Origin of the sequence: Nodularia sp. UHCC 0506 (genome assembly GCF_034931045.1) — a bacterium.
In the GTDB taxonomy this organism is placed as follows: Bacteria; Cyanobacteriota; Cyanobacteriia; order Cyanobacteriales; family Nostocaceae; genus Nodularia.
On record NZ_JAYGHH010000009.1, the window covers coordinates 5,924 to 27,932 of the forward strand.

General features: G+C 40.0%; 20 protein-coding genes and 1 pseudogene. 13 read left to right on the top strand and 8 right to left on the bottom strand.

Going from position 1 to position 22,009, the window contains the following annotated elements; translation table 11 throughout:
• The first annotated feature begins 231 nt into the window (after positions 1–231).
• The gene (locus tag VB654_RS08235; RefSeq protein WP_323213211.1) at positions 232–933 is read left to right on the top strand and encodes a fasciclin domain-containing protein; all 702 of its coding nucleotides are present in this window, start codon (positions 232–234) and stop codon (positions 931–933) included.
• Positions 934–1,734: 801 nt separating this feature from the next.
• On the top strand, positions 1,735–2,034 hold the full coding sequence (locus tag VB654_RS08240; RefSeq protein ID WP_006197603.1) for an RNA recognition motif domain-containing protein: 300 nt from the start codon (positions 1,735–1,737) through the stop codon (positions 2,032–2,034).
• 206 nt (positions 2,035–2,240) lie between these two features.
• Here VB654_RS08240 and VB654_RS08245 read toward each other — a convergent pair whose 3' ends face one another.
• Positions 2,241–2,411, bottom strand: coding sequence for a high light inducible protein (locus VB654_RS08245; RefSeq protein ID WP_323213213.1), 171 nt, complete (start codon positions 2,409–2,411; stop codon positions 2,241–2,243).
• Between the two features lie 290 nt (positions 2,412–2,701).
• On the opposite strand from VB654_RS08245, the gene VB654_RS08250 reads away from it, so the two are divergent.
• The 3 genes from VB654_RS08250 to VB654_RS08260 all read left to right on the top strand — a co-directional run bounded on the left by VB654_RS08250 (position 2,702) and on the right by VB654_RS08260 (position 7,767).
• Positions 2,702–4,393 (top strand): serine/threonine-protein kinase, encoded by a 1,692-nt coding sequence (locus tag VB654_RS08250; RefSeq protein WP_323213214.1) that lies wholly within the window; start codon positions 2,702–2,704, stop codon positions 4,391–4,393.
• Positions 4,394–4,550: 157 nt separating this feature from the next.
• The gene (locus VB654_RS08255) at positions 4,551–6,647 is read left to right on the top strand and encodes a serine/threonine-protein kinase (protein ID WP_323213216.1); all 2,097 of its coding nucleotides are present in this window, start codon (positions 4,551–4,553) and stop codon (positions 6,645–6,647) included.
• Between the two features lie 148 nt (positions 6,648–6,795).
• Positions 6,796–7,767: a deoxyhypusine synthase family protein gene (locus VB654_RS08260; protein ID WP_323213217.1), complete on the top strand. Its 972-nt coding sequence runs from the start codon at positions 6,796–6,798 to the stop codon at positions 7,765–7,767.
• A gap of 101 nt (positions 7,768–7,868) precedes the next feature.
• Here the strand turns inward: VB654_RS08260 and VB654_RS08265 are convergent, their stop codons facing one another.
• Together VB654_RS08265 and VB654_RS08270 are read right to left on the bottom strand one after the other, a co-directional pair.
• The gene (locus VB654_RS08265; protein WP_323213218.1) at positions 7,869–8,069 is read right to left on the bottom strand and encodes a hypothetical protein; all 201 of its coding nucleotides are present in this window, start codon (positions 8,067–8,069) and stop codon (positions 7,869–7,871) included.
• Positions 8,070–8,268: 199 nt separating this feature from the next.
• Entirely contained in the window at positions 8,269–9,042 is a 774-nt protein-coding gene (locus VB654_RS08270) for a hypothetical protein (RefSeq protein ID WP_323213219.1), read from the bottom strand.
• A 558-nt stretch (positions 9,043–9,600) separates the two neighbouring features.
• Between VB654_RS08270 and VB654_RS08275 the strand changes: the two genes are divergently transcribed.
• Genes VB654_RS08275 through VB654_RS08285 form a run of 3 tightly spaced genes read left to right on the top strand, consistent with a single transcriptional unit; the run spans position 9,601 to position 10,588 of the window.
• Complete coding sequence (locus tag VB654_RS08275; RefSeq protein WP_323213221.1) at positions 9,601–9,765, top strand: type II toxin-antitoxin system HicA family toxin; 165 nt, start codon at positions 9,601–9,603, stop codon at positions 9,763–9,765.
• A gap of 59 nt (positions 9,766–9,824) precedes the next feature.
• Positions 9,825–10,043: a type II toxin-antitoxin system HicB family antitoxin gene (locus VB654_RS08280; protein WP_323213222.1), complete on the top strand. Its 219-nt coding sequence runs from the start codon at positions 9,825–9,827 to the stop codon at positions 10,041–10,043.
• Positions 10,044–10,099: 56 nt separating this feature from the next.
• Positions 10,100–10,588 carry a cupin domain-containing protein gene (locus tag VB654_RS08285; protein WP_323213224.1) on the top strand — a complete coding sequence of 163 codons (489 nt, stop codon included), beginning with the start codon at positions 10,100–10,102 and terminating at the stop codon, positions 10,586–10,588.
• Positions 10,589–10,646: 58 nt separating this feature from the next.
• Here VB654_RS08285 and VB654_RS08290 read toward each other — a convergent pair whose 3' ends face one another.
• On the bottom strand, positions 10,647–11,849 hold the full coding sequence (locus tag VB654_RS08290; RefSeq protein ID WP_323213226.1) for a phosphoglycerate kinase: 1,203 nt from the start codon (positions 11,847–11,849) through the stop codon (positions 10,647–10,649).
• An 89-nt stretch (positions 11,850–11,938) separates the two neighbouring features.
• On the opposite strand from VB654_RS08290, the gene VB654_RS08295 reads away from it, so the two are divergent.
• The 3 genes from VB654_RS08295 (at position 11,939) to VB654_RS08305 (ending at position 15,315) form a co-directional block, all read left to right on the top strand.
• Positions 11,939–12,346 (top strand): universal stress protein, encoded by a 408-nt coding sequence (locus VB654_RS08295; RefSeq protein WP_323213228.1) that lies wholly within the window; start codon positions 11,939–11,941, stop codon positions 12,344–12,346.
• Between the two features lie 788 nt (positions 12,347–13,134).
• On the top strand, positions 13,135–14,118 hold the full coding sequence (locus VB654_RS08300; RefSeq protein WP_323213230.1) for an RNA polymerase sigma factor, RpoD/SigA family: 984 nt from the start codon (positions 13,135–13,137) through the stop codon (positions 14,116–14,118).
• Between the two features lie 399 nt (positions 14,119–14,517).
• The gene (locus VB654_RS08305; RefSeq protein ID WP_323213231.1) at positions 14,518–15,315 is read left to right on the top strand and encodes a hypothetical protein; all 798 of its coding nucleotides are present in this window, start codon (positions 14,518–14,520) and stop codon (positions 15,313–15,315) included.
• Positions 15,316–15,540: 225 nt separating this feature from the next.
• On the opposite strand, the gene cobO is transcribed toward VB654_RS08305, so the two are convergent.
• The 3 genes from cobO to VB654_RS08320 form a co-directional block, all read right to left on the bottom strand.
• Positions 15,541–16,227, bottom strand: a complete 687-nt coding sequence (gene cobO, locus VB654_RS08310; protein WP_323213233.1) for a cob(I)yrinic acid a,c-diamide adenosyltransferase — start codon at positions 16,225–16,227, stop codon at positions 15,541–15,543.
• Between the two features lie 917 nt (positions 16,228–17,144).
• Positions 17,145–18,401 carry a glycosyltransferase family 4 protein gene (locus VB654_RS08315; protein ID WP_323213235.1) on the bottom strand — a complete coding sequence of 419 codons (1,257 nt, stop codon included), beginning with the start codon at positions 18,399–18,401 and terminating at the stop codon, positions 17,145–17,147.
• 189 nt (positions 18,402–18,590) lie between these two features.
• Positions 18,591–19,157 carry a hypothetical protein gene (locus VB654_RS08320; protein ID WP_323213237.1) on the bottom strand — a complete coding sequence of 189 codons (567 nt, stop codon included), beginning with the start codon at positions 19,155–19,157 and terminating at the stop codon, positions 18,591–18,593.
• An 881-nt stretch (positions 19,158–20,038) separates the two neighbouring features.
• Here VB654_RS08320 and VB654_RS08325 point away from each other — a divergent pair.
• Together VB654_RS08325 and VB654_RS08330 are read left to right on the top strand one after the other, a co-directional pair.
• Positions 20,039–20,992: a glycosyltransferase family A protein gene (locus VB654_RS08325; RefSeq protein ID WP_323213239.1), complete on the top strand. Its 954-nt coding sequence runs from the start codon at positions 20,039–20,041 to the stop codon at positions 20,990–20,992.
• A 166-nt stretch (positions 20,993–21,158) separates the two neighbouring features.
• Positions 21,159–21,581 (top strand): glycosyltransferase family A protein, encoded by a 423-nt coding sequence (locus tag VB654_RS08330; protein WP_323213240.1) that lies wholly within the window; start codon positions 21,159–21,161, stop codon positions 21,579–21,581.
• A 15-nt stretch (positions 21,582–21,596) separates the two neighbouring features.
• Here VB654_RS08330 and VB654_RS08335 read toward each other — a convergent pair.
• A pseudogene (locus VB654_RS08335) lies at positions 21,597–22,009 on the bottom strand (hypothetical protein); the annotation flags it as partial.

Below are 22,009 nucleotides of genomic sequence, written 5' to 3' on the forward strand. Positions count from 1 at the left end.
GGAGGTAAGAAAATTGTTGATGGCTTGAGTTTATTGAAACAACTGGGTTTATACTCAGCACTCACTATCCACCACTGGGCTATATTTAGCGATTTAGATGTTCAAAAACATCAACAATAACTATACATAGTCATTTTCACCAATAATCTAGACACTGAATTTAGAAATTTTGGGTAGCGAAGTGTTATAAATCTTTATGTGACCTGTAAAACTACAAGACAAACAAAATTTATGAAGGCAAATTACAGCAAATTGTTGCCCAAGTTGGCTGGTGTATTAGGGTTAGCGAGTGTTAGCCTCCTGACCACTTTACCCTCTGGAGCTAATGAGGCCACCAACAATTTCGTAGCACAGGCAGGTAGTGGTGTCCTAAATCCCAGACCCAGTATTTTTAATGAGCCTCCCTATAACCGTGGAACTCGGACTACACCTGCTACGCCTACTACGCCTCCGGGTAGACGCACACCAAGAGTAATACCCCCCACAACTCCGCCGGAAGCAGGAACAACTGACACTCAAAACCAAACCTTGTTAGCGTTGGCAGAATCTAGCCCGAACTTTAAAACATTAACCGCAGCTTTAAAAGCAGCTGGATTGACAGATGCTTTACAAGGTGAAAATAAACTAACAGTTTTTGCTCCCACTGATGCTGCATTTGCCAAATTACCGCAAGATGCTGTGACAGATTTGTTAAAGCCAGAAAATAAAGAAATTTTGCTGAAGCTATTAACTTATCATGTTGTCAATGGTGCAGTTTTATCTACTGACTTAGAATCTGGCGAAGTGACAAGCCTTGAAGGTGGTGCAATCACCGTCAAAGTTGATTCTAGTGGTGTAATGGTAAATGATGCCAACGTAGTTCAGGCAGATATCAAAGGTAGCAATGGTGTGATCCACGCGATTGATCAGGTGATTTTGCCTCCTGACTTGTAGGTTTGAGGCAGAGTTACAATCTGTATTTCAATTTCAGCACTTTGCAAGTAAATGAAGTACACGCTTTAATATTCTAAATCCTGTAGGGTGGGCATTATGCCCGCCCTTGTGTATGAATGCCTGACTCAAATAAAATCTGCTGCCATCTCTTACTCCATTTCCTACCAAAAAAATGCTGATTCTATCGTGTAGACACAAGTGATCGAATGTAGCCAGATTTGGGGATTTAGGAGGCAAAATAGGCTCAAATGAAGATAGTTATTATTTAGGGTTTGCTGTTTGCGTAGCGTGCCGTTAGGTATAAAAGTTTTGTCTGGAAGCAGGGAACAGTTTCAGCTATCTGCCATCCCCAAATTTTCTGATTTATTCAACCCAAAATTCACACTTTTGATGGTACACCCTGCAAAAACCGTTCGGCTGACGATCACGGCAAAGTTTTGCACCTAATTTCGGGTTTATCAGCCTCAAACCTTTGATTTATCTAGGTTTTACATTTATTCAGCCAGCCCTAATTGTATATATTTGGTAGGTTTAAAAGCGAGAGGATTCTTATTTCAACCTAAAATATCTACCAAAAGGGGGATAAACTTGAAAAAATAACTATATATTAGTTTCACATAACTTTTTATAACAGTTTTGTAAGCTTTCCCCTGATATTTAAATTATGTGTCATAATCGTCTGTGAGAATTAATTCGGCGACAGCGTTTGTTTTTAGTATTGACAGGCTTTTTTCTTGTGGTATTTACAGACTTATCTCCGAAATCTAAATCTCTACATCTTTGCGATTTTGGAGACAATAAATGTCAATTTATATAGGCAATCTCTCTTACGACGTTACCCAGGACGCTCTAAGTGGTGTGTTTGCAGAGTACGGTACTGTAAGACGAGTTCAAATACCTACTGACCGTGAAACCGGTCGTGTACGTGGCTTTGCATTCGTAGAGATGGGTTCAGATGCTGAAGAAGCAGCAGCGATTGAAGCTCTAGACGGTGCTGAATGGATGGGACGCGATCTGAAAGTCAATAAAGCTAAACCCAAAGAAGATAGAGGCGGTTCCTTTGGTGGCGGCCGTGGTGGTGGCTCTCGTGACCGCTATTAAGAAGTAAGGAGCAGGGGAGAAATAACTTCCCAGTTCCTAGTCCCTAATTCCCCCGATTTACAACCGGGGATTAATACTGAAACTCCGAACGAGGCTGAGTCCATGTTCGGAGTTTTCTACTTTTTATAGGTTAGGACATGATAGAGTCCTGAAAGCCTTGAAGCAAATTGGTTTTTACTCAGGATTCAGCACAAACCTATATCAATTTAGAGGATACCCCAGAAGTGGAGGAAACCTTGACCAGAAAATACTTCTAGGAGAATAGCGGAGATAAAACCAATCATTGCAAAACGACCGTTCCAGTTTTCGCTTTGAGAAGTGAATCCCCAACGTAAAGCATTAGGATCGTTTGAAGCTGCATTCTTAGTATCTGGCATAATTAATATTCCTAGTTTTTATGTCGCAAAAATTGCGGGTTATGTCAACTAATGTAACAGATGTTTACAAAAATGCAATACAAAATCCAATATTAATTGAGGTAATTACCGTATACGGTCGGCAGTTTCATCTACTACCTATGGGTATAACGATGTTTCACGCCAATGGGGAAATATTCTGAATCACATCTTTCAAAAATGGTAATCCGGCAAATATCGAGACAATAACCGTAACTGCAACCACACCAGCTGTAGTAAATTAATAAAACCTTAGTTGAGCCTTCAGCATCATGCAGGTATATTGCAGTAAACAACACAGAAATAACGGTGGGAACCGTTTTTGTATCCACTGTGGTGAGCCATTACCTCTGGTTTTTGGGCAGGTTGTAGACAATCGTTATCGCATTATCCGTCAATTAGGTCAAGGTGGTTTTGGCCGCACTTATTTGGCGGAAGACAGTCATAACTCGAATCAAGCCTGTGTGCTGAAGGAATTTGCACCCCAAGTCCAAGCACAACAAGACTTAGAAAAGGCTAAAGAATTATTTGAGCGCGAAGCCAGTGTGCTGAAAACACTCCAACATCCCCAAATTCCCCGTTTTCACGCTTCGCTACAAGTGCAGATAGGCAGTAAAGATTTTTTCTTTTTAGTGCAAGATTATATAGATGGGATTAATTATTATCAATTGTTAGAGGAGCGTCAAAGTCAGGGAAAAGCTTTTAGTGAGGAGGAAGTAGTAAATATACTAAAACAAATTTTATCTGTGTTGTCTTATATACATTCACGAGATGTAGTTCACCGTGATATTTCTCCTGATAATTTGATTTGGCGGCGTTCTGATCATCAGCCGATGCTGATTGATTTTGGTGGTGTGAAGCAATTGCCGGCTTCTCAAGGTTTTTGGTTGACTCACTTGGGTGTGAATAATACTTTGTTGGGTAAAAAGGGCTACGCGCCAGAAGAGCAGCTCAGGCAGGGTAAAGTATTTTTTAATAGTGATTTATATTCTTTGGCGGTGACGGCGCTAGTTTTGCTTACAGGTAAGGAACCACAAAATCTCTATGACAGCTATCAGGGAATTTGGTATTGGGAAAAGGAAATTAAAGTTAGTAAACGATTGGAGTCTGTGTTAAAAAAGATGCTGGCTTATAGACCGAGCGATCGCTATGAAAAAGCTGCACAAATACTCCCAGATTTATCCTCTACCATGACCAGCAAATCCCTGAATACATACGTTACCAAGCTCAGGACAATGGTGGTTGCTCCTGGACGCAAACGCGTCAATACTCTCATCAGTAAATTTCACAATCAAGTATCAGGAGTTAATCAAAATATCACTATGCCAGTCTGGATGCGCCCTTTTGCTATCAGTCTGGGAGGAACAGCTTTAGTTGTTTTCACTGGCGCTGCTACTTGGGCAGTGGTAAATTCAATTATTAGTAGCGTCGCTTCCGTTAGCATACCGACAATTTCGCTACCTTCACTTCCTAGCTTACCGAATCCTCTCGGCGGTTTAGGTAGTAGCAAAGGTGCTAATGATATCAGCCAAATTTTACAACGTCGTGAACAGCTAGAAATACCAGAAGGTTTTTTTATGCAGTTCGTGGATAATTTATTTTATGCCGAGAAACCAGAGTTAAATGGACGCAGCCTGACTTCTGGGCAAGCAGACGCAGAATTAAGAGATGAATGGGTTGTTATTGCTGGGGACTTATTAAATCAAATAGAACGGGCTAACCTTAGTACAGCAGCTCGTCGGCAACTGGGACGCTATAGTTCACAAAATGAGAGAATTTGGAGACAACAAGCCAGAGCAGGACAATGGAGAAACTATACAATCAACCAACTCAACAAAGATACAAATGAAAAATTTGATCAGTTGTTTCCTGGACAAGAGCGTGGGAAACTGAATCAGCAAACTTTCGGTCAACTTTGGTATGCGATCGCAGATGATCAAGTCAGTAAAGTAAAAATTAGATGACTAATGACTCATAGCCTATAGGACTCCTATTTGAATTTTGATAGCTTGATTCCTTCTTCCCTGTTCCCTGTTCCCTGTTCCCTGTTCCCTACCTCTATGAGTAAATATGGCTACACCACACAAGCTACAGAAACCAAACCGGATTCCTATATAACTTATGTATACAAATAATATTCAGCCAGGTCTGACTTTAAGCGATCGCTATGTAATTGTTCGTCAAATTGGTCAAGGTGGTTTTGGACGCACTTATTTAGCTGAAGACATTAACCGCTTCCGTGAACTTTGTGTTTTAAAGGAATTTTCCCCACAAGTTCAAACTGACTACGTTGTGCAGAAAGCCGAGGAATTATTTGAACGCGAAGCAAGTGTTCTCTACAAGCTGCAACATCCCCAAATTCCCCGCTTTCGGGAACTGCTGCGAATTAACTTAGAAGGTAAACAATACTTATTTTTGGTGCAGGATTATGTCGAAGGGCAAACTTACAGTTCTTTATTAAATGCCCGTAAACAACAAGGATTGCGTTTTAATGAGTTTGAAGTCCGGCAATTATTACTACAAATTCTGCCAGTATTGGGTTATATCCACTCAATGGGGGTAATTCATCGGGATATTTCACCAGATAACTTAATGCTTCGTACCGTTGATCAATTACCAGTATTAATTGATTTTGGTGGTGTAAAACAGGTAGCAGCAACCGTAGCCTCAGAATATTATCAACCACAACAATATGCCTCTGCTCCATCACCAACCCTATTGGGTAAAGTAGGTTTTGCACCCCCAGAACAGATGCAAACTGGTTTGGTATCTACTCACAGTGATTTATATGCTTTAGCTGTGACAATGCTAGTTTTATTGACTGGTAAACAACCGCAAGAACTAATTGATAATTATAATTTGACTTGGCAATGGCGCAGGGAAGTTAGTCTAAATCCAGCTTTAGGACAGATATTAGATAAAATGCTATCTCCCAGGCCAGGCGATCGCTATCAATCAGCGCATCATGTATTACAAGCCTTGAACTCACCCCCACCAGCCAGCTATCCCCCAACTCAATATCCCACCAACCCACCACAAATCAGCAATTCCCCAACTCAGTATCCCACCAACCCACCACCAACATCGGCCACAGTTGCGGTTTCTCCATCTGCGCCACCTCCCTCATCTGTCCCATCCCCTTCTTATTCTCCATCTCCTCAACCCACACCTTGGTGGACACCAGCAAAAGCCATTGTCGCCGGACTGGTAGTTGCTAGTACAGTGGGAGGAATTTGGTGGGGAATTAGTAGTAGCAGCGATCGCGATCCAGGAGAAGTCAAACCCACACCGACACCCACCGTTAACCAACCCACTGATTCTTCAGATAAATTTTCCGCAGCAGAACGACAGCGCAAACAAAGATTAGAAAATCGCCGTCAACAATTGGGTATTGACTTGAGATTTTACGTCAGCTTGGTAAATCAAGCATTTTGGGACAATAACCCCAGTTTAAGGGGAAACACTCTCAGCGATGAACCCCAAGATGAAAGTTTGCGGGCAGAATGGGATCAAATAGCCGCCCAATTACTAGAAAAACTGGCTCCATTAAGTGGTGCGGCGCGGCGACAATTAGGAACTTACGCAGCAGCAGAACGCGAACGTTGGCGAGTTGAAGTTAACCAAATCAATGTTAGTAGTACTTCTTTATATGATTTAGGCGACGCTGCCTTTTTCAATAAATTTCCAGAACAGCGAGGTCAAGAATTTCTGAATCAACCCATTGGACAGGTTTGGCACGGTTTTATTAGCGATAAACTGAATGCTCTCCGTTCTCGCACCGCTTTGCAAGAAATTACCTTTGATTCAGGTACTACCAGCAAAACATTGGACGGCAATTTGCAGGAGGCTGTTCACCCAGCCGGCGGTAAAGTTTTCATTGCTAACCTGTCCCAGAATCAATTGATGACAGTGAAGCTAGAAGCAAATTCTCAAGTTTTGTTCTCGGTTTATTCTCCTTCTGGCCAAGTCAAATTTTTAGAAGATTCTAAAGAACGTAATTTATCAGTTAAATTACCAGAATCAGGATTCTATGAGTTTGTGATTGCCTCCACAGCCTCAGAACCACTAAGTTATCAACTCAGCATTGCGGCGGAAACTCCCACACCAGAACCCACGCCAGAACCTACACCAGAACCTACACCAGAACCTACACCAGAACCCACGCCAGAACCTACACCCATGCAAGAACTTACACCTGCTGAAACTGAGTCCAACTGAAGATAAATTAGGACTGAAGTTCAATATTGCAACAACCTGATTTCGGTCGCTTTAAAGAGTTTGATCCGCGATCGCATCGGACTTCACGCTATACTTTTACGCGATAGCTGGATATTCTCAAATCATTGAAAGCAAAGGGTGACATCTGATGAGCCGGACTATTTCTAACTTTATCGAAGAGAATTTTTTACATTTCAACGCAGCAGCTCTGGTTGATGCAGCCAAAGCATACAAAGCCCATCTTGAAGATAACGGCAAGATGATGATTACTCTAGCTGGGGCCATGAGTACAGCCGAATTGGGAATATCTTTAGCAGAAATGATTCGTCAGGATAAAGTGCAGATTATTTCCTGTACTGGGGCGAATCTGGAAGAAGATATTATGAATTTGGTAGCCCACAATCATTACAAACGTGTCCCCAACTATCGAGACTTAGGACCCGAAGATGAATGGCAACTTCTGGAGCAAGGTTTTAATCGAGTAACTGATACTTGCATTCCCGAAGAAGAGGCTTTTCGGAGAATACAGAAGCACATTTTCCAACAATGGCAAGAAGCAAATGACAAAGGGGAAAGATATTTCCCGCATGAATTCATGTATAAGATGCTTCTGTCTGGTGATATGGAACAATATTATCAAATAGACCCCAAAAATAGCTGGATGTTGGCGGCTGCACAGAAAGGATTGCCAATTGTTTGCCCTGGTTGGGAAGATTCCACAATGGGCAATATTTTTGCTTCCTACTGCATGAAAAAAGAAATTCAACCCAGCACAATGAAGTCGGGAATTGAATATATGATGTGGTTGGCGGATTGGTATAAAGAAAATTCTGCTGGTAGAGGGATAGGATTTTTCCAAATTGGGGGCGGAATTGCGGGAGATTTCCCCATTTGCGTTGTCCCGATGCTTTATCAAGATTTGAAAATGACTGATATTCCATTTTGGTTTTATTTCTGTCAAATTTCCGATTCCACTACCAGCTATGGTTCTTATTCTGGGGCAGTACCGAATGAGAAAATAACTTGGGGTAAGTTAGATAAAAACACGCCGCGTTTTGTTGTGGAGTCTGATGCCAGTATAGTTGCTCCTTTAATGTTTGCCTATATTCTGGAACAGTGATCTAGAACTTACGCATCTTCATGTTAAGAAAGATGTGGGTAATGGATAGCTTTTTAAGGGGGGTTATATCATGTCCGCATAATTAGTTATGATTCCCACAGTCATTGCACCCCACCCCTTAATCCCCTCAGAGCCTGCACCGGAGGGGAGACAAAGCGCAGTTTTGGCGGGGTATTGCTGGGCATCAGCCAAATGCCGATTAAGCTACCTAAAATAACTACTCCTGATTTTGTCGCTAAACTTACGCACAGCGACCTTTTAGCAACAAAATCAGGCACTTTGCCTAAAATATCTTTTCGCATTGTATTTACAGCGCTTCCGGCTATTATGCAATACAGTTTTCTCCTTGTCCCTCTCCTATCATAGCTTTCAGCTTTGGGAATGTACCTCATAGCTGCCGGAAGTGCTGTATTTCTCTACAAAAAATTAGGGGTAATTAGTATGTCTTAACCCGGTTTTCTATCCCGGTGCTACTAATACCCCACTTAGCGTGAGCTACGCTTAATCATTACAGACCTTAACATAATCGTCATTAGGATTTGACACCCATCTACAAGATAAATCGCGTCTGATCATATCCCGCACCGCTCCACTCGCCTCTTCCATCTGTTGCCTTTTAAACTCATTTTCTTTTCGGACTAGGAGATCATAGGCTTGATTATCAGCCGATGATAAAGTTGCTTTCCATGCTCTATACTCCTCTCCGGGAGTGCGTGAGATCACGGGGTCAATTCTGAGATACCATTGTTCATGTGTTTCATTACTTCTCTTATTTAAAATGCGCTGAAGTATTTGGTTGCCAGGTCTTGTAGCTGGGGCTACACTTCCATCATTAACTGGAGGTTGAGAACTGGTTGAATTATTACTATTGCGGATAGCATTCTGAAACTCTCGGTCAAGGTCTTCTGGAGTTTGAGTAGTTCCTGTGGGAGTAATACCCAATCCGCTCCCAAAAAAATCCGCAATAGGCTGATGTCGGAGATCGCGTTTGGCTTTCTGGATAATCTCGTAAACCTGTCGTTCCTCAGAAGAAAGACTATTCACATATTCCTGCTCCTGCTGGTTTATTCGGTCTGTAGATTGAGGCTGGCGTGGTTGGCGATTTCCAGGCAAAGAATTAGAAGGCACTTGAATAGGCTTTCGACCTCCGTTTAGAATTTTTTTCACCTCACGCCCCATCGGAATGATATCTATGAGGTCAAAAGCAAGAAGGGATTCACCCCGATTGGCAACGGATGTTGCAGAAGATCGCCCTAGAACTGGAAGAGGACTCATAAGTAGAACACTCATCAAAACTAAGCTAATCATATTTCTACTGTAAGATCGCTCAATCTGAGAACCAGCGCTGGCAGCAAAATGACACAAAATACTACGTCTGTGAGTTCGCATATAAATTGATTATTAAGCTAAGTTCGCATTCAAAATTATAGCAGAGCAAATGTACGTAACTGGAGTTTAGACTAAAAGCGATATGAGAGAACGCAAATCAAATGAAATGAGATGTTAAAAATATTCTATAAGTCAGCCTCAAAGCATGCGCGACCTTTAACAATTATGTAGTATACCTGTTTAAAAAATAAAACAATAATGATAATCATGGAAAGGTTGGAGAGAACACAGCCACGCAAAAAACCATCTATTGCGGTTTAATATCAAAGCTTTTTCATATTTTTGGCAAGTCTCTCATTAACTCAGCCGTGCTGGGTCGTTTTTCATGGTTTAGTCTAAACTCCAGTGCATAAACACAACGAGTTTATTTACATCACATCATAGACGTTGAATCTGGAGGGCAGAAAAGATGGGAATATATAGTTGAGTACTAAGATAATATTCATGCCCAGAAAAATTCGAGAGTTGAAAGCTCAGGTTGCGCGTGAAGGATTCATGTACTTACCCAAGCGTGGCAAGGGCAGCCACGAGCGTTGGCGACATCCCCTGCTGAAAAAAACACTGACAATCCCCGGCAAGGATGGAGATGATGTGCCACTCTACCTATAAAAACAACTAGACAAGTTACTCACTGAACTAGAAGTGTTAAAAGAGGAGGACGAAAATTCATGAGTCGATATAGCATGATTATTCAATGGTCTGATGAAGATCAGCTTTTTCTGGTTACAATCCCAGAGTTTTCTGATTTAGTTGTGATGCCTTGTACTCACGGAAAAACTCGTGAAGAAGCAATTCACAACGGTGAAGAAGTTATTGAAATGTACTTAGAAGCTTGGCAAGCAGAAGGTGAGTCTATCCCTGAACCTATAACGCTTCAAGTTGCCTGATAATAGTAAACTGCGATTGATGTTCCACTACAACCAATTATCTGGAAAAGCGACAAATGATTATTAATCCTGAAAATGTCCCCAGTCGGACAACTTCAACTTATCCCGATAAATTTAAACCTATGGTGTTGGGGAGAGTTAAACAGGCGTTAGGAAATGCGGCCGGATTGCAGAATTTTGGTGTAAATTTAGTGACACTTGCACCGGGAAGTTGCTCTGCTCTGCGACATTGGCACACCCGACAAGACGAGTTTATTTACGTCATAGAAGGTGAAGTTACCCTAGTTACTGATACGGGGGCGCAAATCCTCACACCGGGAATGATGGCAGGTTTCCCAGCAGGTGAGGAAGATGGACACCAATTAGTGAATCGCTCCAAATCTTCGGTAGTTTATTTAGAAATCGGCGATCGCCTCCGGCGGGGCTTTGCCCATCGCACTCCAGACGATGAGGTTTACTATCCAGACCATGACCTCATTGCTCAACCCGGTGCTGATGGAAATACCATATTCACACACAAAGACGGTACTTTATATGAAAGTTAACAATGATCAGCTATCAAAGTTTGAAACTGATCACTGTTAACTGTTAACTGTTAACTGATTAAGCTTCGTCTAAAGCGGCAATTCCAGGTAATGTCTTACCTTCTAGCAACTCTAAACTTGCGCCACCACCAGTAGAGATGTGGCTCATTTGGTCAGCTAAACCGACCTTTTCTACAGCTGCTACAGAGTCACCACCACCGATGATTGTGGTTGTACCAGTTTTACCGATTTCCGCCAGAGTATGCGCGATCGCTTCTGTTCCGGCGGCAAATTTATCAAACTCAAATACACCCATTGGTCCGTTCCAAATCACGGTTTTGCAATCAGCCAAAGCTTCTTGGAACACTTTGATCGAATCGGGGCCAATATCCAAACCCATGCCATCAGCAGGGATATTGTCAATGCTGACAGTTGTCGCATTGGCATCGGGGGCAAACTTATCGGCTGAAACGATATCTGTGGGTAGTAGTAAAGCTACACCACGTTCTTTTGCCTTAGCTTCCAAAGTCTTGGCTAGTTCTAGTTTGTCTTCTTCCACTAAAGACTTACCAACACTCAAGCCACGGGCTTTGTAGAAGGTGAAAATCATTCCACCACCAATGATCAGCTTGTCACACTTCTCCAGCAGAGTTTCAATCACACCAATTTTGCTAGAAACTTTAGAACCGCCAATAATCGCTGCCAAAGGACGTTGGGGATTTTCAATGGCGCTTTGCAAATACTGCAATTCCTTCTCAATCAAATATCCACCCACGGAAGGACTCAAGTAATGAGTCACACCTTCTGTAGAAGCATGGGCGCGGTGTGCAGTCCCAAAAGCATCATTTACATAAAAATCAGCATTGGCTGCCAGTTTCTGGGCAAATTCGGGATCGTTTTTCTCTTCTTCTTTGTAAAAACGGACATTTTCTAACAGCAAAACTTGTCCGTTTTGTAAAGCCCCAACTTGGGCAGTCACTGCATCGCCAATACAATCATCAGTTTTTACAACTTCTTGACCAAGCAATTCCGAGAGACGTTTAGCAACTGGAGTCAAACGCAACTTATCATCCACACCCTTGGGACGACCAAAATGGCTGGCTAAAATTACTTTAGCTCCCTTTTGCATTAAATCTTGGATGGTGGGCAGTGCAGCGCGAATGCGAGTATCGTCTGTGATGTTTCCTTTGTCATCCAGAGGCACGTTAAAATCAACTCGGACTAAGGCACGTTTACCGGAGATATCAGCAGCAGACAAATTTGCTAAAGTTTTTTTGGACATAGATAGACTCTCCTGATTGCCTTTTTGTTATTGTTTTGAAAGTAGAACCATCAAGATTTTACCGGAGTCAGGGGTGCTAGGAGAGAGAGATGTTCAAAACAGTACTATTTCCAGTTGATCAAAGCCGGGAAGCGCGGGAAGCTGCTGACGTTGTTACCAATGTTGTCCAAAAATACGGCAGTCGCTTGGTGTTGCTGTCTGTGGTGGAGGAAGCGCCCGCAGATGCACCGAATTCAGATCCAATGGTGTCGCCGGAGGTTGTCTCCAAATTGCTGGAAAATGCCCAATCTTTGTTTTCTCAGCAAGGAATTACCGCCGAGATTCTGGAAAAACAGGGTAAAGCAGCTTTTACTATCTGTGATGTTGCTGATGACATTGGGGCAGATTTAATTATCATGGGCTGTAGAGGGTTAGGTTTGACTGAAGAGGGCGCAAGTGATAGTGTTACCAGCCGTGTAATTAATCTTTCACCTTGCCCAGTGCTAATTGTGCCTTAGAAAGTGCTGAGTGCTGAGTGCTGAGTGTGGAGTGTGGAGTGTGGAGTGCTGAGTTCGGAGTTCGGAGTTTGGAGTTCGGAGTTTGGAGTTCGGAGTTTGGAGTTCGGAGTTTGGAGTTTGGAGTGCTGAATGCTGAAGGGCTTAACGGGGCGTGAGATAGTAGAAGTCGGCGTAAATAAATAGACTATTCAAAATCAGTGAAAAGCCTATGAAATAAGACTTTTGACTTCCGCCTTGGGATACTAGTCTAAATATTGACCCCTCAGTTACATTGGGGATGGTTTGAACCTCCTTAATTTCAAACATTCGTAACATCCCTCCATCCTCCCACGGGACACAGTTCGGTTATCCGGCTACTTGTCAGCAACTGAGCAGGGGGTTTTAGCGTCACTATAGATATAGCTAGTGAGGTTAAAGAAATTTATTTTTTTAAACGAAGCGATTTTACATTATAATTGTAAGATTTGCCAAAAAGACTTTACTATCTACTTGATTTGTCTTAATATAGGATAAGTAGAACTCATATCGACTTCATATTTTACGGTTGCAGATTGCGACTGAGGATAAAAGAATTTTCACAAATAACGAAGTGTGCTTCTAAGAGATTCAAAAATTTAGGGAAGATAAAGGAACCTATATCAGTAATGCATCTTCATCTTCCATACGCGGTGTATGAATTGACTTCTTTTGGTAGCGCCCTATGTTCCGTGATATGTGTACTACCTTTCTAGACCAAATTTAGTTATTTAAAGATCCGTCGTGTTTACGGAGTAGAGGACAACGCACCAATGGCTATTGTTAACACCAAAACTGAAAATCTCAATACCAAGTTTACCGCCGATATGGTAAGAACCTATCTGCGAGAAATTGGCCGTGTACCCTTGCTAACTCGTGAAGAAGAGATTATTTTTGGCAAGCAGGTACAACAAATGATGACACTTCTGGATGCTAAACAAGCTTTAGCCAAGGAGCTAGATCATGAACCTAGTTTACCAGAATGGGCTGCCCATGTTAACCAAAATGAGAAAGAAGTAACACAGACTGTAGCTCAAGGTAAACGCGCCAAGCAAAAAATGATTGAGGCGAACCTACGCTTAGTGGTGGCGATCGCCAAGAAATACCAAAAGCGCAACATGGAGTTTTTGGATCTAATCCAGGAAGGAACTCTAGGTTTAGAAAGGGGTGTAGAGAAGTTTGATCCCACAAGGGGTTATAAGTTTTCCACCTACGCTTACTGGTGGATTCGCCAAGCGATTACTCGCGCGATCGCTCAACAAGGACGCACGATTCGTCTACCCATTCATATCACTGAGAAACTGAACAAAATCAAAAAAGTACAGCGAGAACTGGCGCAAAAGTTTGGGCGATCGCCTACACCTAGCGAAATTGCTCAAGAGTTAGAACTAGAACCGATGCAGATTCGCGAGTACCTGAACATGGCTCGTCAACCAGTGTCGTTAGATGTGAAAGTCGGCGATAACCAGGATACTGAATTGCAAGAAATGCTCGAAGATGAAGGTCCATCTCCAGAGTATTACACCACCCAAGAATTCTTGCGTCAAGACCTGAATAACTTGTTGGCAGAACTCACCCCACAACAACGACAAGTTTTAGTCCTGCGCTTTGGTTTAGAAGATGGTAACGAAATGTCTTTAGCCAAAGTGGGTGAACGCTTAAATCTAAGCCGTGAGCGCGTCCGCCAGCTAGAACACCAAGCTCTTGCTCATCTGCGCCGTCGTCGCGCCAATGTCAAAGAGTACGTTGCTAGCTAAAAGCAGATCGCTTTCGGTGACGCGCCTCCTGAACTCAGGGGGCGATTTTTTTCGGGTAATTTTGCGGAATATAAATATTAGCTGTTGTATCACAAAGTGCTGAGTTTTTTTCGTAAGTTGAGAACTCTTGTAGAGATTTTCCATGAAACGTCTCTACATTCTTTAACCAAAATTATTGCCCCCAATCTGGTAAATCTGCGGAGGGACAGATGAAGGGTTTTGATGATATCGTACAGTTAAAATCCAGAATTACATAAAAACTTCATTTTTCAGACGTTATTATTCTCGACAATAGAAATATAGATCAAACCTTTGACAGAGCCTTGAACAACAAGTACTTGGTTATGGTTTAAGTAAGTTGCGAGAGTAAGAAGTTAATTTTTTGACAGGAGAAATCAGGTGCTTACCAACATTACTAAATTCTTGACTGCACGTCAGTTAAGACTTCCCATTCTGGGCTTACTTCTGACATTAGGTGTTGTGGGTGAAACAATTAAACCAGTATTGAGTAACCAAATACAAACAGCATCTACTTCTATGACCCTAGATGCTAATTTTACCGACTCAACTAATCAAACGTCTGTTCTAAGTCGCCTCAGACAAGTTAAAAACCAAAGAAATCTCATACGGAGACTGGCTGCTAGAGGTCAAAATGAAAATCATGTTCAACACTCGCAACTAGAAACCTTCAATACTGACAATAGTCAAGTTACACGGCGGACTAAATTAGTGTCTTCTGCCCAATTATTGAGGAATATCAGAAATACACCTGCGACTACAGCCCTAGTTACCCGCACGCCAGGATCTGCAAGAGCCAATTTTCCCAAAAAAGATGGCATATATCTCTATGGCGAATCACTACAAGCTAACCAGCTTGGGCAAGCCTATGTTTTGTTTGAGAACCGCCAAGGTAGGGTAACGGGTGCGTTGTATATGGCTCAATCAGAATTTAGTTGCTTTCAAGGTGCTATCGATAAATCGGGAGAATTGGCGATGACAGTTACTACTTCTCCTGGGGAAGTGGGTGTCAATCAACTAGCTACAGCTAATCAATTTCAAATACCTAGCTACACTGATGACCAGATGATTAGCTATCCTTACTCTGTCGCACTGCAAGACTATCATCAACTCAACTCTATCAGCACTAATGACCAACGCATTTTGCAAATGTGTAAAGAAGTTTACAGCGCTAATTAGAGCTGGCTGAATAAATATAAAACCCAGATAAATCGAAGGTTTGAGGCTGATAAACCCGAAAGTAGGTGCAAGGCTTTTGAAGGGTTTACCATCAAAAGTGTGAATTTTGGGTTGAATAAATCAAAAAATTTGGGGATGACAGATAGCTGAAATTGTTCCCTGTTCCCTGCCTCCACAACAAAACTTTTATGCCTAACGGCACGCTACGCGAACAGCAAACCCTAATTAAAACTCAATCCCTGGTTGCGCTTTTACACCTTGATCCCGGAAAGGATGTTTAATTAGAGTCATTTCGGTGACTAAATCTGCGCGTTCGATTAAAGCAGCTGGTGCGCCTCTACCTGTAAGAATTACGTGCTTATTGGGTGGTTTTTGTGCCAAACCAGCTAAAACTTCATCTACTTGTAAATAGGCCATTTTCAGGGCAATATTGATTTCATCCAACAGCACTAGCTGGAAATCTGGGTTGCGGATATATTCTAATGATTTTTCCCAAGCAGCGCTGGCTTTATCGAGGTCGCGATCGCGGTCTTGAGTTTCCCAGGTAAAGCCTTCGCCCATAGCGTGAAATTCGATCTGTTTTTCCCAGAGGCTGAAAACTTTTTTTTCTGATGGTTCCCAAGAACCTTTGATGAACTGCACAATCGCTACTTTATAGCCGTGACCAAGCGATCGCAACACCATTCCCAACGCCGCAGTAGTTTTACCTTTGCCGTTACCAGTATTGACTATAATTAACCCTTTTTCTGGCACAGCCTTGGCTATACGGCTATCCTGTACTTCTTTGCGCCGCTGCATTTTTTTGCGGTACTGTTCATCAGTTAGGTCAGTTAGGGTTGAGGACATAACTTCGTCTATTAAACGTTCAATTTCTCTATCTGAGTTTAACTCTTCTGGTGTATCACTTTTCATCAACCTTACCTGAAAATAACTGTGGCAATCAGTAGAACATCAATTTTTCGGGTTACAGCCCTGCTACGCTAATATGTATTAAGTACATACATAAGTAATTTCACATGAACAAATCATCATGTTTTGCAGTTTTGCCTCAGTGCTAAAGCTACGAGCAAATTCGCTAAAATTTTACATTTCATTTCATAGCTTTGTTTTATCTCACTAACTTACTTCACGGATTTATTTAAGTCGGTTATCAAGTTTATTTTCATTTCATTGCGTTTTTTCAACTTACAAAAAATTCATTGTTTCATAATTTAGGTGTAACTCTAGAAATTCTCTTGTCTGAAAAAATTTTAAGAGTTGCGGTATTGTCAAAAATACCAACTACCAACTTTCTCATTCTTGCCCAATAAGTTAGAAATGCTATGTTAATTTATAATTATATGATGTTTATATGGCTAAGAATGTAGATATTCAACATTTTTTGAGGATTTAATTAACTAGATTATAGAAGAACTTGATCTGATAAATCTGCTATCAAAACTTAATTTAATTACAGCTATTTTTAGGTAAATAGACCAAGGGGTAGGGGTAAAAGACCTTGCGCCCTGACGACAGATGTATGTAATTCATGGCAATCAAAAATGAATTTGTATAGTTAATCACTTAATAAGTTAATAGTTATTAGCCACTTTAGTTAGATAAAAGTTAACAATTAATTTGCTGTAGTTGTAAATAAGCATAACAGCTTATCAACGCGCGAGGTTAAAGGAGTGATAGCTGTGGTACAAGTGCGATCGCTGCTACTCACTCCTCTTTTTTCAATTTTTAACTAAAATTACGACTAGTACCGCCGTGAAGTCAAAAAAGCTTTGACGTTGGGCTTTTGAACCTTTTGAAAGGGTATCCATATTTACGTCATGCTGTACTAGCTATGGTTGATGATTCAGTCCTAAACAAACTTGTTCATAACGTTTTCCGGCTAGATCCCAAGTGAACTCGGTTTCTACTAGTTGTCTACCATTCTGAGACAATTGATCACGCAGTTGGGGATGATCAAAAAGTTGACTAATGGCGGCGACATACTCAGCAGGTTTATTGGCGCGTAATGCCCGCATCGGAGTGTCTATAGCTAATCCTTCTAAACCGCGATCGCTTGCTACTACTGGCACACCAGCAGCCATTGCTTCTAAAGTTTTATTTTTAATGCCAAAACCAGTGCGTAGGGGGACGACGCAAACTGTGGCTTGATGTAAATATTCTACCATTGCAGGAATGCGACCAGTAACAATAACGCCTGGAATGTTTTTCAGGTCTAAAATTTCTGGTGTTGGTTTAGCACCGACTATACTAAATGTGGCATCGGCATAAGATTTTTGTAGTTCTGGCAGAACTTCTAAGGCAAAAAAACGAGCTGCATCTATATTATGAGAAGCATCCATCGCCCCGACAAAGATTAACTGATGTCCGCCTGGATCTTGACAACGATAGGGAAATAATTCTAAATCTACACCGTTGGGTATAACTTCAATTTCCATTTCTGGACGGAGTTTGAGAAATTCTTGGCGGTCGTCTTCTGTGGTGACAACAATATGAGAAAATTTATTACAGTAACGTTTTTCGTAGCGTTCTAGAATCAAGGCAAGATACAGGCGATCGCGTAGGGCATTTTGAGAAGCACCCATTTTTAAATGATCGTTAGTCCAGCTATAAACTGAACTATGAATATCGACAACTGTATTAATAGTTTGGCGAAATTCCGGTCTAATATATATTTCGTTTACACTATGTTCACAGGTGATCACATCAAACTTTTGCGCCTGGACATAATTATCCACTAATGCTTGAATTTCTGGCGAATAGCGATGCAGTACGTTAGGTGGCGTAGCTTTAATTACTGATTCGGCAAAGCGTCCTATTTTACCAAATATTTTAGCGATGGGCAAAGCCCCGCCTCCTGCGATCGCTTTTTCTTCCTGAACGTCTGGCGGTAAGGGAAAAACCATTAGTTCACTGACATATTGCCTTAATTCCTCCACTTCTGTCACCGAAACGCCTTTGTGTTGCTGTGTGATTAAAGTGACAGAATGATGACGCTGTAAATATTTGAGCAAATTAAAGGTTCTAATTTCTGTTCCCCCGCGACTAGGTGGATAAGGAAATGTAGAAGACAGCATTAAAATCCGCATATAATTTCTCTATTTATTTTGTTAACTTTTATCTTTTTAGCTGAAAAGTGATATTTCTAAAGCTGGTATGTTTCCGTTGAACTGCATCGAGAGTATATTTTAGTTTGAAACATGATTTTATCCAAAATGTATCAAATCGAGCTAAAATTTAATTTTTATTGTTCTGGAGCAAAAATTCAGAAATCAATATTAATTTAACTGGAATAAGTTAAACTGCTTCCGAATTGATTTTGTTAGCCAGCGATATTGTAAAAAGTCTCTCAAATAAAATATTAATCCTTTCTGCTTAAGTGTTTTTGTTAAGTAGTTTAATTTCTCTAAATTTAAATAAATATTTTCTCCATTACCTATAATATAGACAGCACCAATGAATGGTAGTGGTTCCAAAAGATTACCGTCTCCTAAGCACTTAACTTTATGGTTATAAATATCATTCTCAAAAAGATAATTAAAGTTATTACTATACTTCACAATTAATCCTGAACCACATAATTGGCTAAAAGCTTTTGATCTGAAATATATAAATTTCCTATTTTCTCGATATATATAACCTTTATCAATAAACCAACCATTACTATCCTGATTTTGACTAACAAACTCAGCTAAATAACTGCTCACACAATCATCAGCATCAACAGTCATAATGTGAGATGGTGCAAATTTTTCAGCGTAGGCTAATCCTGTAATCAGTCTTTTTCCTTTATCTAATCGTTTACTATTTATATCTGAAGCAGGTGGCGAAAAATTTACTTCCACATAATTTATTGATAGGTGATGAAATGGGATTTTAGGGATTTCGCTGCAAACTACAATAACTCTAAAGTTGACTGAGGTTTGATTGCAGACAGACCGTATACATCTTTCAAATAATTTGGAAGTTAAGTCCCATGACTTGGATGTTTTGGGATTTTTCAGAGGTATCACAAAAACCAGCATACTTAGTATGTATTGATAAATTCATACTATTATATGAAATTTTTTGAGCATCAACTCCTCTGAAGCTATAGTGACTTTCTCAATACTGACGAATTTCTACGTAGTATATATGAATTGCTTGTAAGAAATGTTTGACATTTAGGCGATCGCCAAGGAATAAAATACTATATGTAGCAGGTAAATTGTTACACTCTAAATTTTACTATGCCTATCTAGATAAAAGCAACCGTTTTTAATTACAATTGCCTACACAAGAAACATGGACAACAAAACGCCTCTGTTTATAGTTACTTATCGTTTAAGTAAATTTTCGTTAATTCTCTAGAAAATCTGGCGAGAAAAAAACGCTGATTTCACTAATTTACCTCCTTAATCACCCGATTTTTGTCACTACAACGCCCTTATTGTGCTGCGTGACTAAAATCACAGAATGGTGTTACTGTAAATATTTAAGCCAAGTAAAAGTTCTCATGTCTGCTCCCCCTCAAAGTGGTGGATCAGGAAGTGTAGACATAGGGTCAAAATATGAACCTTTCTTAAGGGTATTTTTTAAAACTCATGGATTTTACTATTAAATTTGAGACATATTTAATACAAAGCATCAAAGTCACATACCAATTGTAACATTTCATTTTTATACGTCTCATGTCTAACTGAATTGCTTTTTGTTCAATCAACTGAAATATTGGCAAGACAAACAAATGATCCAGCAACCACTTTTGACAATTGTGACTGCTACACTAGGTAACTACTCTGATTATTGGTTAGAACAGTTATTAAAAATTAAAGGCGAAATTGAATTTATTTTAGTTTATCCTCCTAATGGCAAAATCAAAAATATTGATGACTCCAGAGTTAGGAGTTTAATTAGTCCCTTTAAGGGTGAAGTCATGCAAAGATTTACTGGCTTAATCAATGCTAAAGGTGATTACGTCATCGCCTTAGATGATGATGACTTTGCACATCCAGACCTCTTGAATTTGACTAGCAAATATTTTCAGTTATTTCCTGAGAGTTGGGTTTTAAGACTGAAGATTCAAAACATTAAATATGATGATGAAGTAAGAATTAAACAAGATTGGCAAGCAATTCCTGATGTTGAACAGTTAGAGATTTGTAAAAAAACACCAGAAAATCCTTTTCCATTTCAAAATGGCAATTACAACGGTTTATTAGAAGTGCCTATTACACCTTTAGATAAATCATTAGATATTCGCCATATAATTTTTCCCTGGAAAAAGAGGACGGATCAAAATGGTATTCACTTTGAAAATTTTAATAACAAAATTTGGAAAACTGAATTAGTCAAATCAGCGCTGGCTGAATTATCCCAAGTCATGAAAGTTATGGGTGCATTAACTTGGATTCCTTTATGGAATTTGGATAGGTTATTAGGTCTATTCATTCAAGCCAAATTTTACCAGAAAGATGCTATTATTGCTCACTCTCTACCGCAGTCAGAACAAATTAGATATATTGTTAGGGATAGTTCGTTAAAAGGATTTAGATTATATTTAATTGCAGACCTGCTCTTAGTTAAAGCTTATCCCCAGTATGGCTATTTATGGAATCTAATATTTTGGCAAATTTACACCATACCACAGATATTAGGTAAGTCGGTTCAAGTCAACTTAATGAAAAAAAATAAAACTTGAGATGTTTTTCTACTATCGCATAAATTTAATTTTAATATTGAATAAGCTTTTCCAAATTCTGCTTTTAACCTACAGTATTTAGAAAAATATTTGGCAAGTAATATTACTTGTAATTTAAAACCAGCTAGACTCTTTCAAACAACTAAAATATTGGCAAGACAAACAAATGATCCAGCAACCACTTTTGACAATTGTGACTGCTACACTAGGTAACTACTCTGATTATTGGTTAGAACAGTTATTAAAAATTAAAGGCGAAATTGAATTTATTTTAGTTTATCCTCCTAATGGCAAAATCAAAAATATTGATGACTCCAGAGTTAGGAGTTTAATTAGTCCCTTTAAGGGTGAAGTCATGCAAAGATTTACTGGCTTAATCAATGCTAAAGGTGATTACGTCATCGCCTTAGATGATGATGACTTTGCACATCCAGACCTCTTGAATTTGACTAGCAAATATTTTCAGTTATTTCCTGAGAGTTGGGTTTTAAGGCTGAAGATTCAAAACATTAAATATAAAGTATGCCGCAATGGATACGGTTTATTTGGCTGCTGTGCATCGGAAGTTATTAGAAATATCCAATCCTGATGTTGTAGATAAAAATTAAACAAATAATACACGTGACCAACTATCAAGAATATCTATCATTTTATCGCCACTAATACCTTTAGCTAGTTTTTTGCCATTAGTAACTTTCACTCTTTCTATAACATCTTTTAAAGATTCAAATTTTTTATTGTCACGCTCTTTTTTTACACTTTCAGCAATACTAACGGCTTTTTTATCAGGAAATCCAGCAGTTTTTAGCCTGAAAGTTAGGTCTATTAGACCCAGTTTATTAAATGTTTCTAGTGGTGTAATTTGTTTGGGGATCTGATTTTCAAGAAGCTTGATAGTATCGTATAGCTTTTGTCTCTCTTGTCTTTCTTGTGCTATTTCTGATCTTAATTCTTGAATTTGCATTTCTAATATACTAGGATTAGAGTTTGCTATATGTGATGAATTTGAACTAGTTG

Coding starts and splice junctions, on each gene's coding strand:
- VB654_RS08235 (WP_323213211.1), top strand. CDS start 232: ATGAAGGCAAATTACAGCAAATTGTTGCCCAAGTTGGCTGGTGTATTA.
- VB654_RS08240 (WP_006197603.1), top strand. CDS start 1,735: ATGTCAATTTATATAGGCAATCTCTCTTACGACGTTACCCAGGACGCT.
- VB654_RS08245 (WP_323213213.1), bottom strand. CDS start 2,411: ATGCCAGATACTAAGAATGCAGCTTCAAACGATCCTAATGCTTTACGT.
- VB654_RS08250 (WP_323213214.1), top strand. CDS start 2,702: ATGCAGGTATATTGCAGTAAACAACACAGAAATAACGGTGGGAACCGT.
- VB654_RS08255 (WP_323213216.1), top strand. CDS start 4,551: ATGTATACAAATAATATTCAGCCAGGTCTGACTTTAAGCGATCGCTAT.
- VB654_RS08260 (WP_323213217.1), top strand. CDS start 6,796: ATGAGCCGGACTATTTCTAACTTTATCGAAGAGAATTTTTTACATTTC.
- VB654_RS08265 (WP_323213218.1), bottom strand. CDS start 8,069: ATGCGAAAAGATATTTTAGGCAAAGTGCCTGATTTTGTTGCTAAAAGG.
- VB654_RS08270 (WP_323213219.1), bottom strand. CDS start 9,042: ATGAGTCCTCTTCCAGTTCTAGGGCGATCTTCTGCAACATCCGTTGCC.
- VB654_RS08275 (WP_323213221.1), top strand. CDS start 9,601: ATGCCCAGAAAAATTCGAGAGTTGAAAGCTCAGGTTGCGCGTGAAGGA.
- VB654_RS08280 (WP_323213222.1), top strand. CDS start 9,825: ATGAGTCGATATAGCATGATTATTCAATGGTCTGATGAAGATCAGCTT.
- VB654_RS08285 (WP_323213224.1), top strand. CDS start 10,100: ATGATTATTAATCCTGAAAATGTCCCCAGTCGGACAACTTCAACTTAT.
- VB654_RS08290 (WP_323213226.1), bottom strand. CDS start 11,849: ATGTCCAAAAAAACTTTAGCAAATTTGTCTGCTGCTGATATCTCCGGT.
- VB654_RS08295 (WP_323213228.1), top strand. CDS start 11,939: ATGTTCAAAACAGTACTATTTCCAGTTGATCAAAGCCGGGAAGCGCGG.
- VB654_RS08300 (WP_323213230.1), top strand. CDS start 13,135: ATGGCTATTGTTAACACCAAAACTGAAAATCTCAATACCAAGTTTACC.
- cobO (WP_323213233.1), bottom strand. CDS start 16,227: ATGAAAAGTGATACACCAGAAGAGTTAAACTCAGATAGAGAAATTGAA.
- VB654_RS08315 (WP_323213235.1), bottom strand. CDS start 18,401: ATGCGGATTTTAATGCTGTCTTCTACATTTCCTTATCCACCTAGTCGC.
- VB654_RS08325 (WP_323213239.1), top strand. CDS start 20,039: ATGATCCAGCAACCACTTTTGACAATTGTGACTGCTACACTAGGTAAC.
- VB654_RS08330 (WP_323213240.1), top strand. CDS start 21,159: ATGATCCAGCAACCACTTTTGACAATTGTGACTGCTACACTAGGTAAC.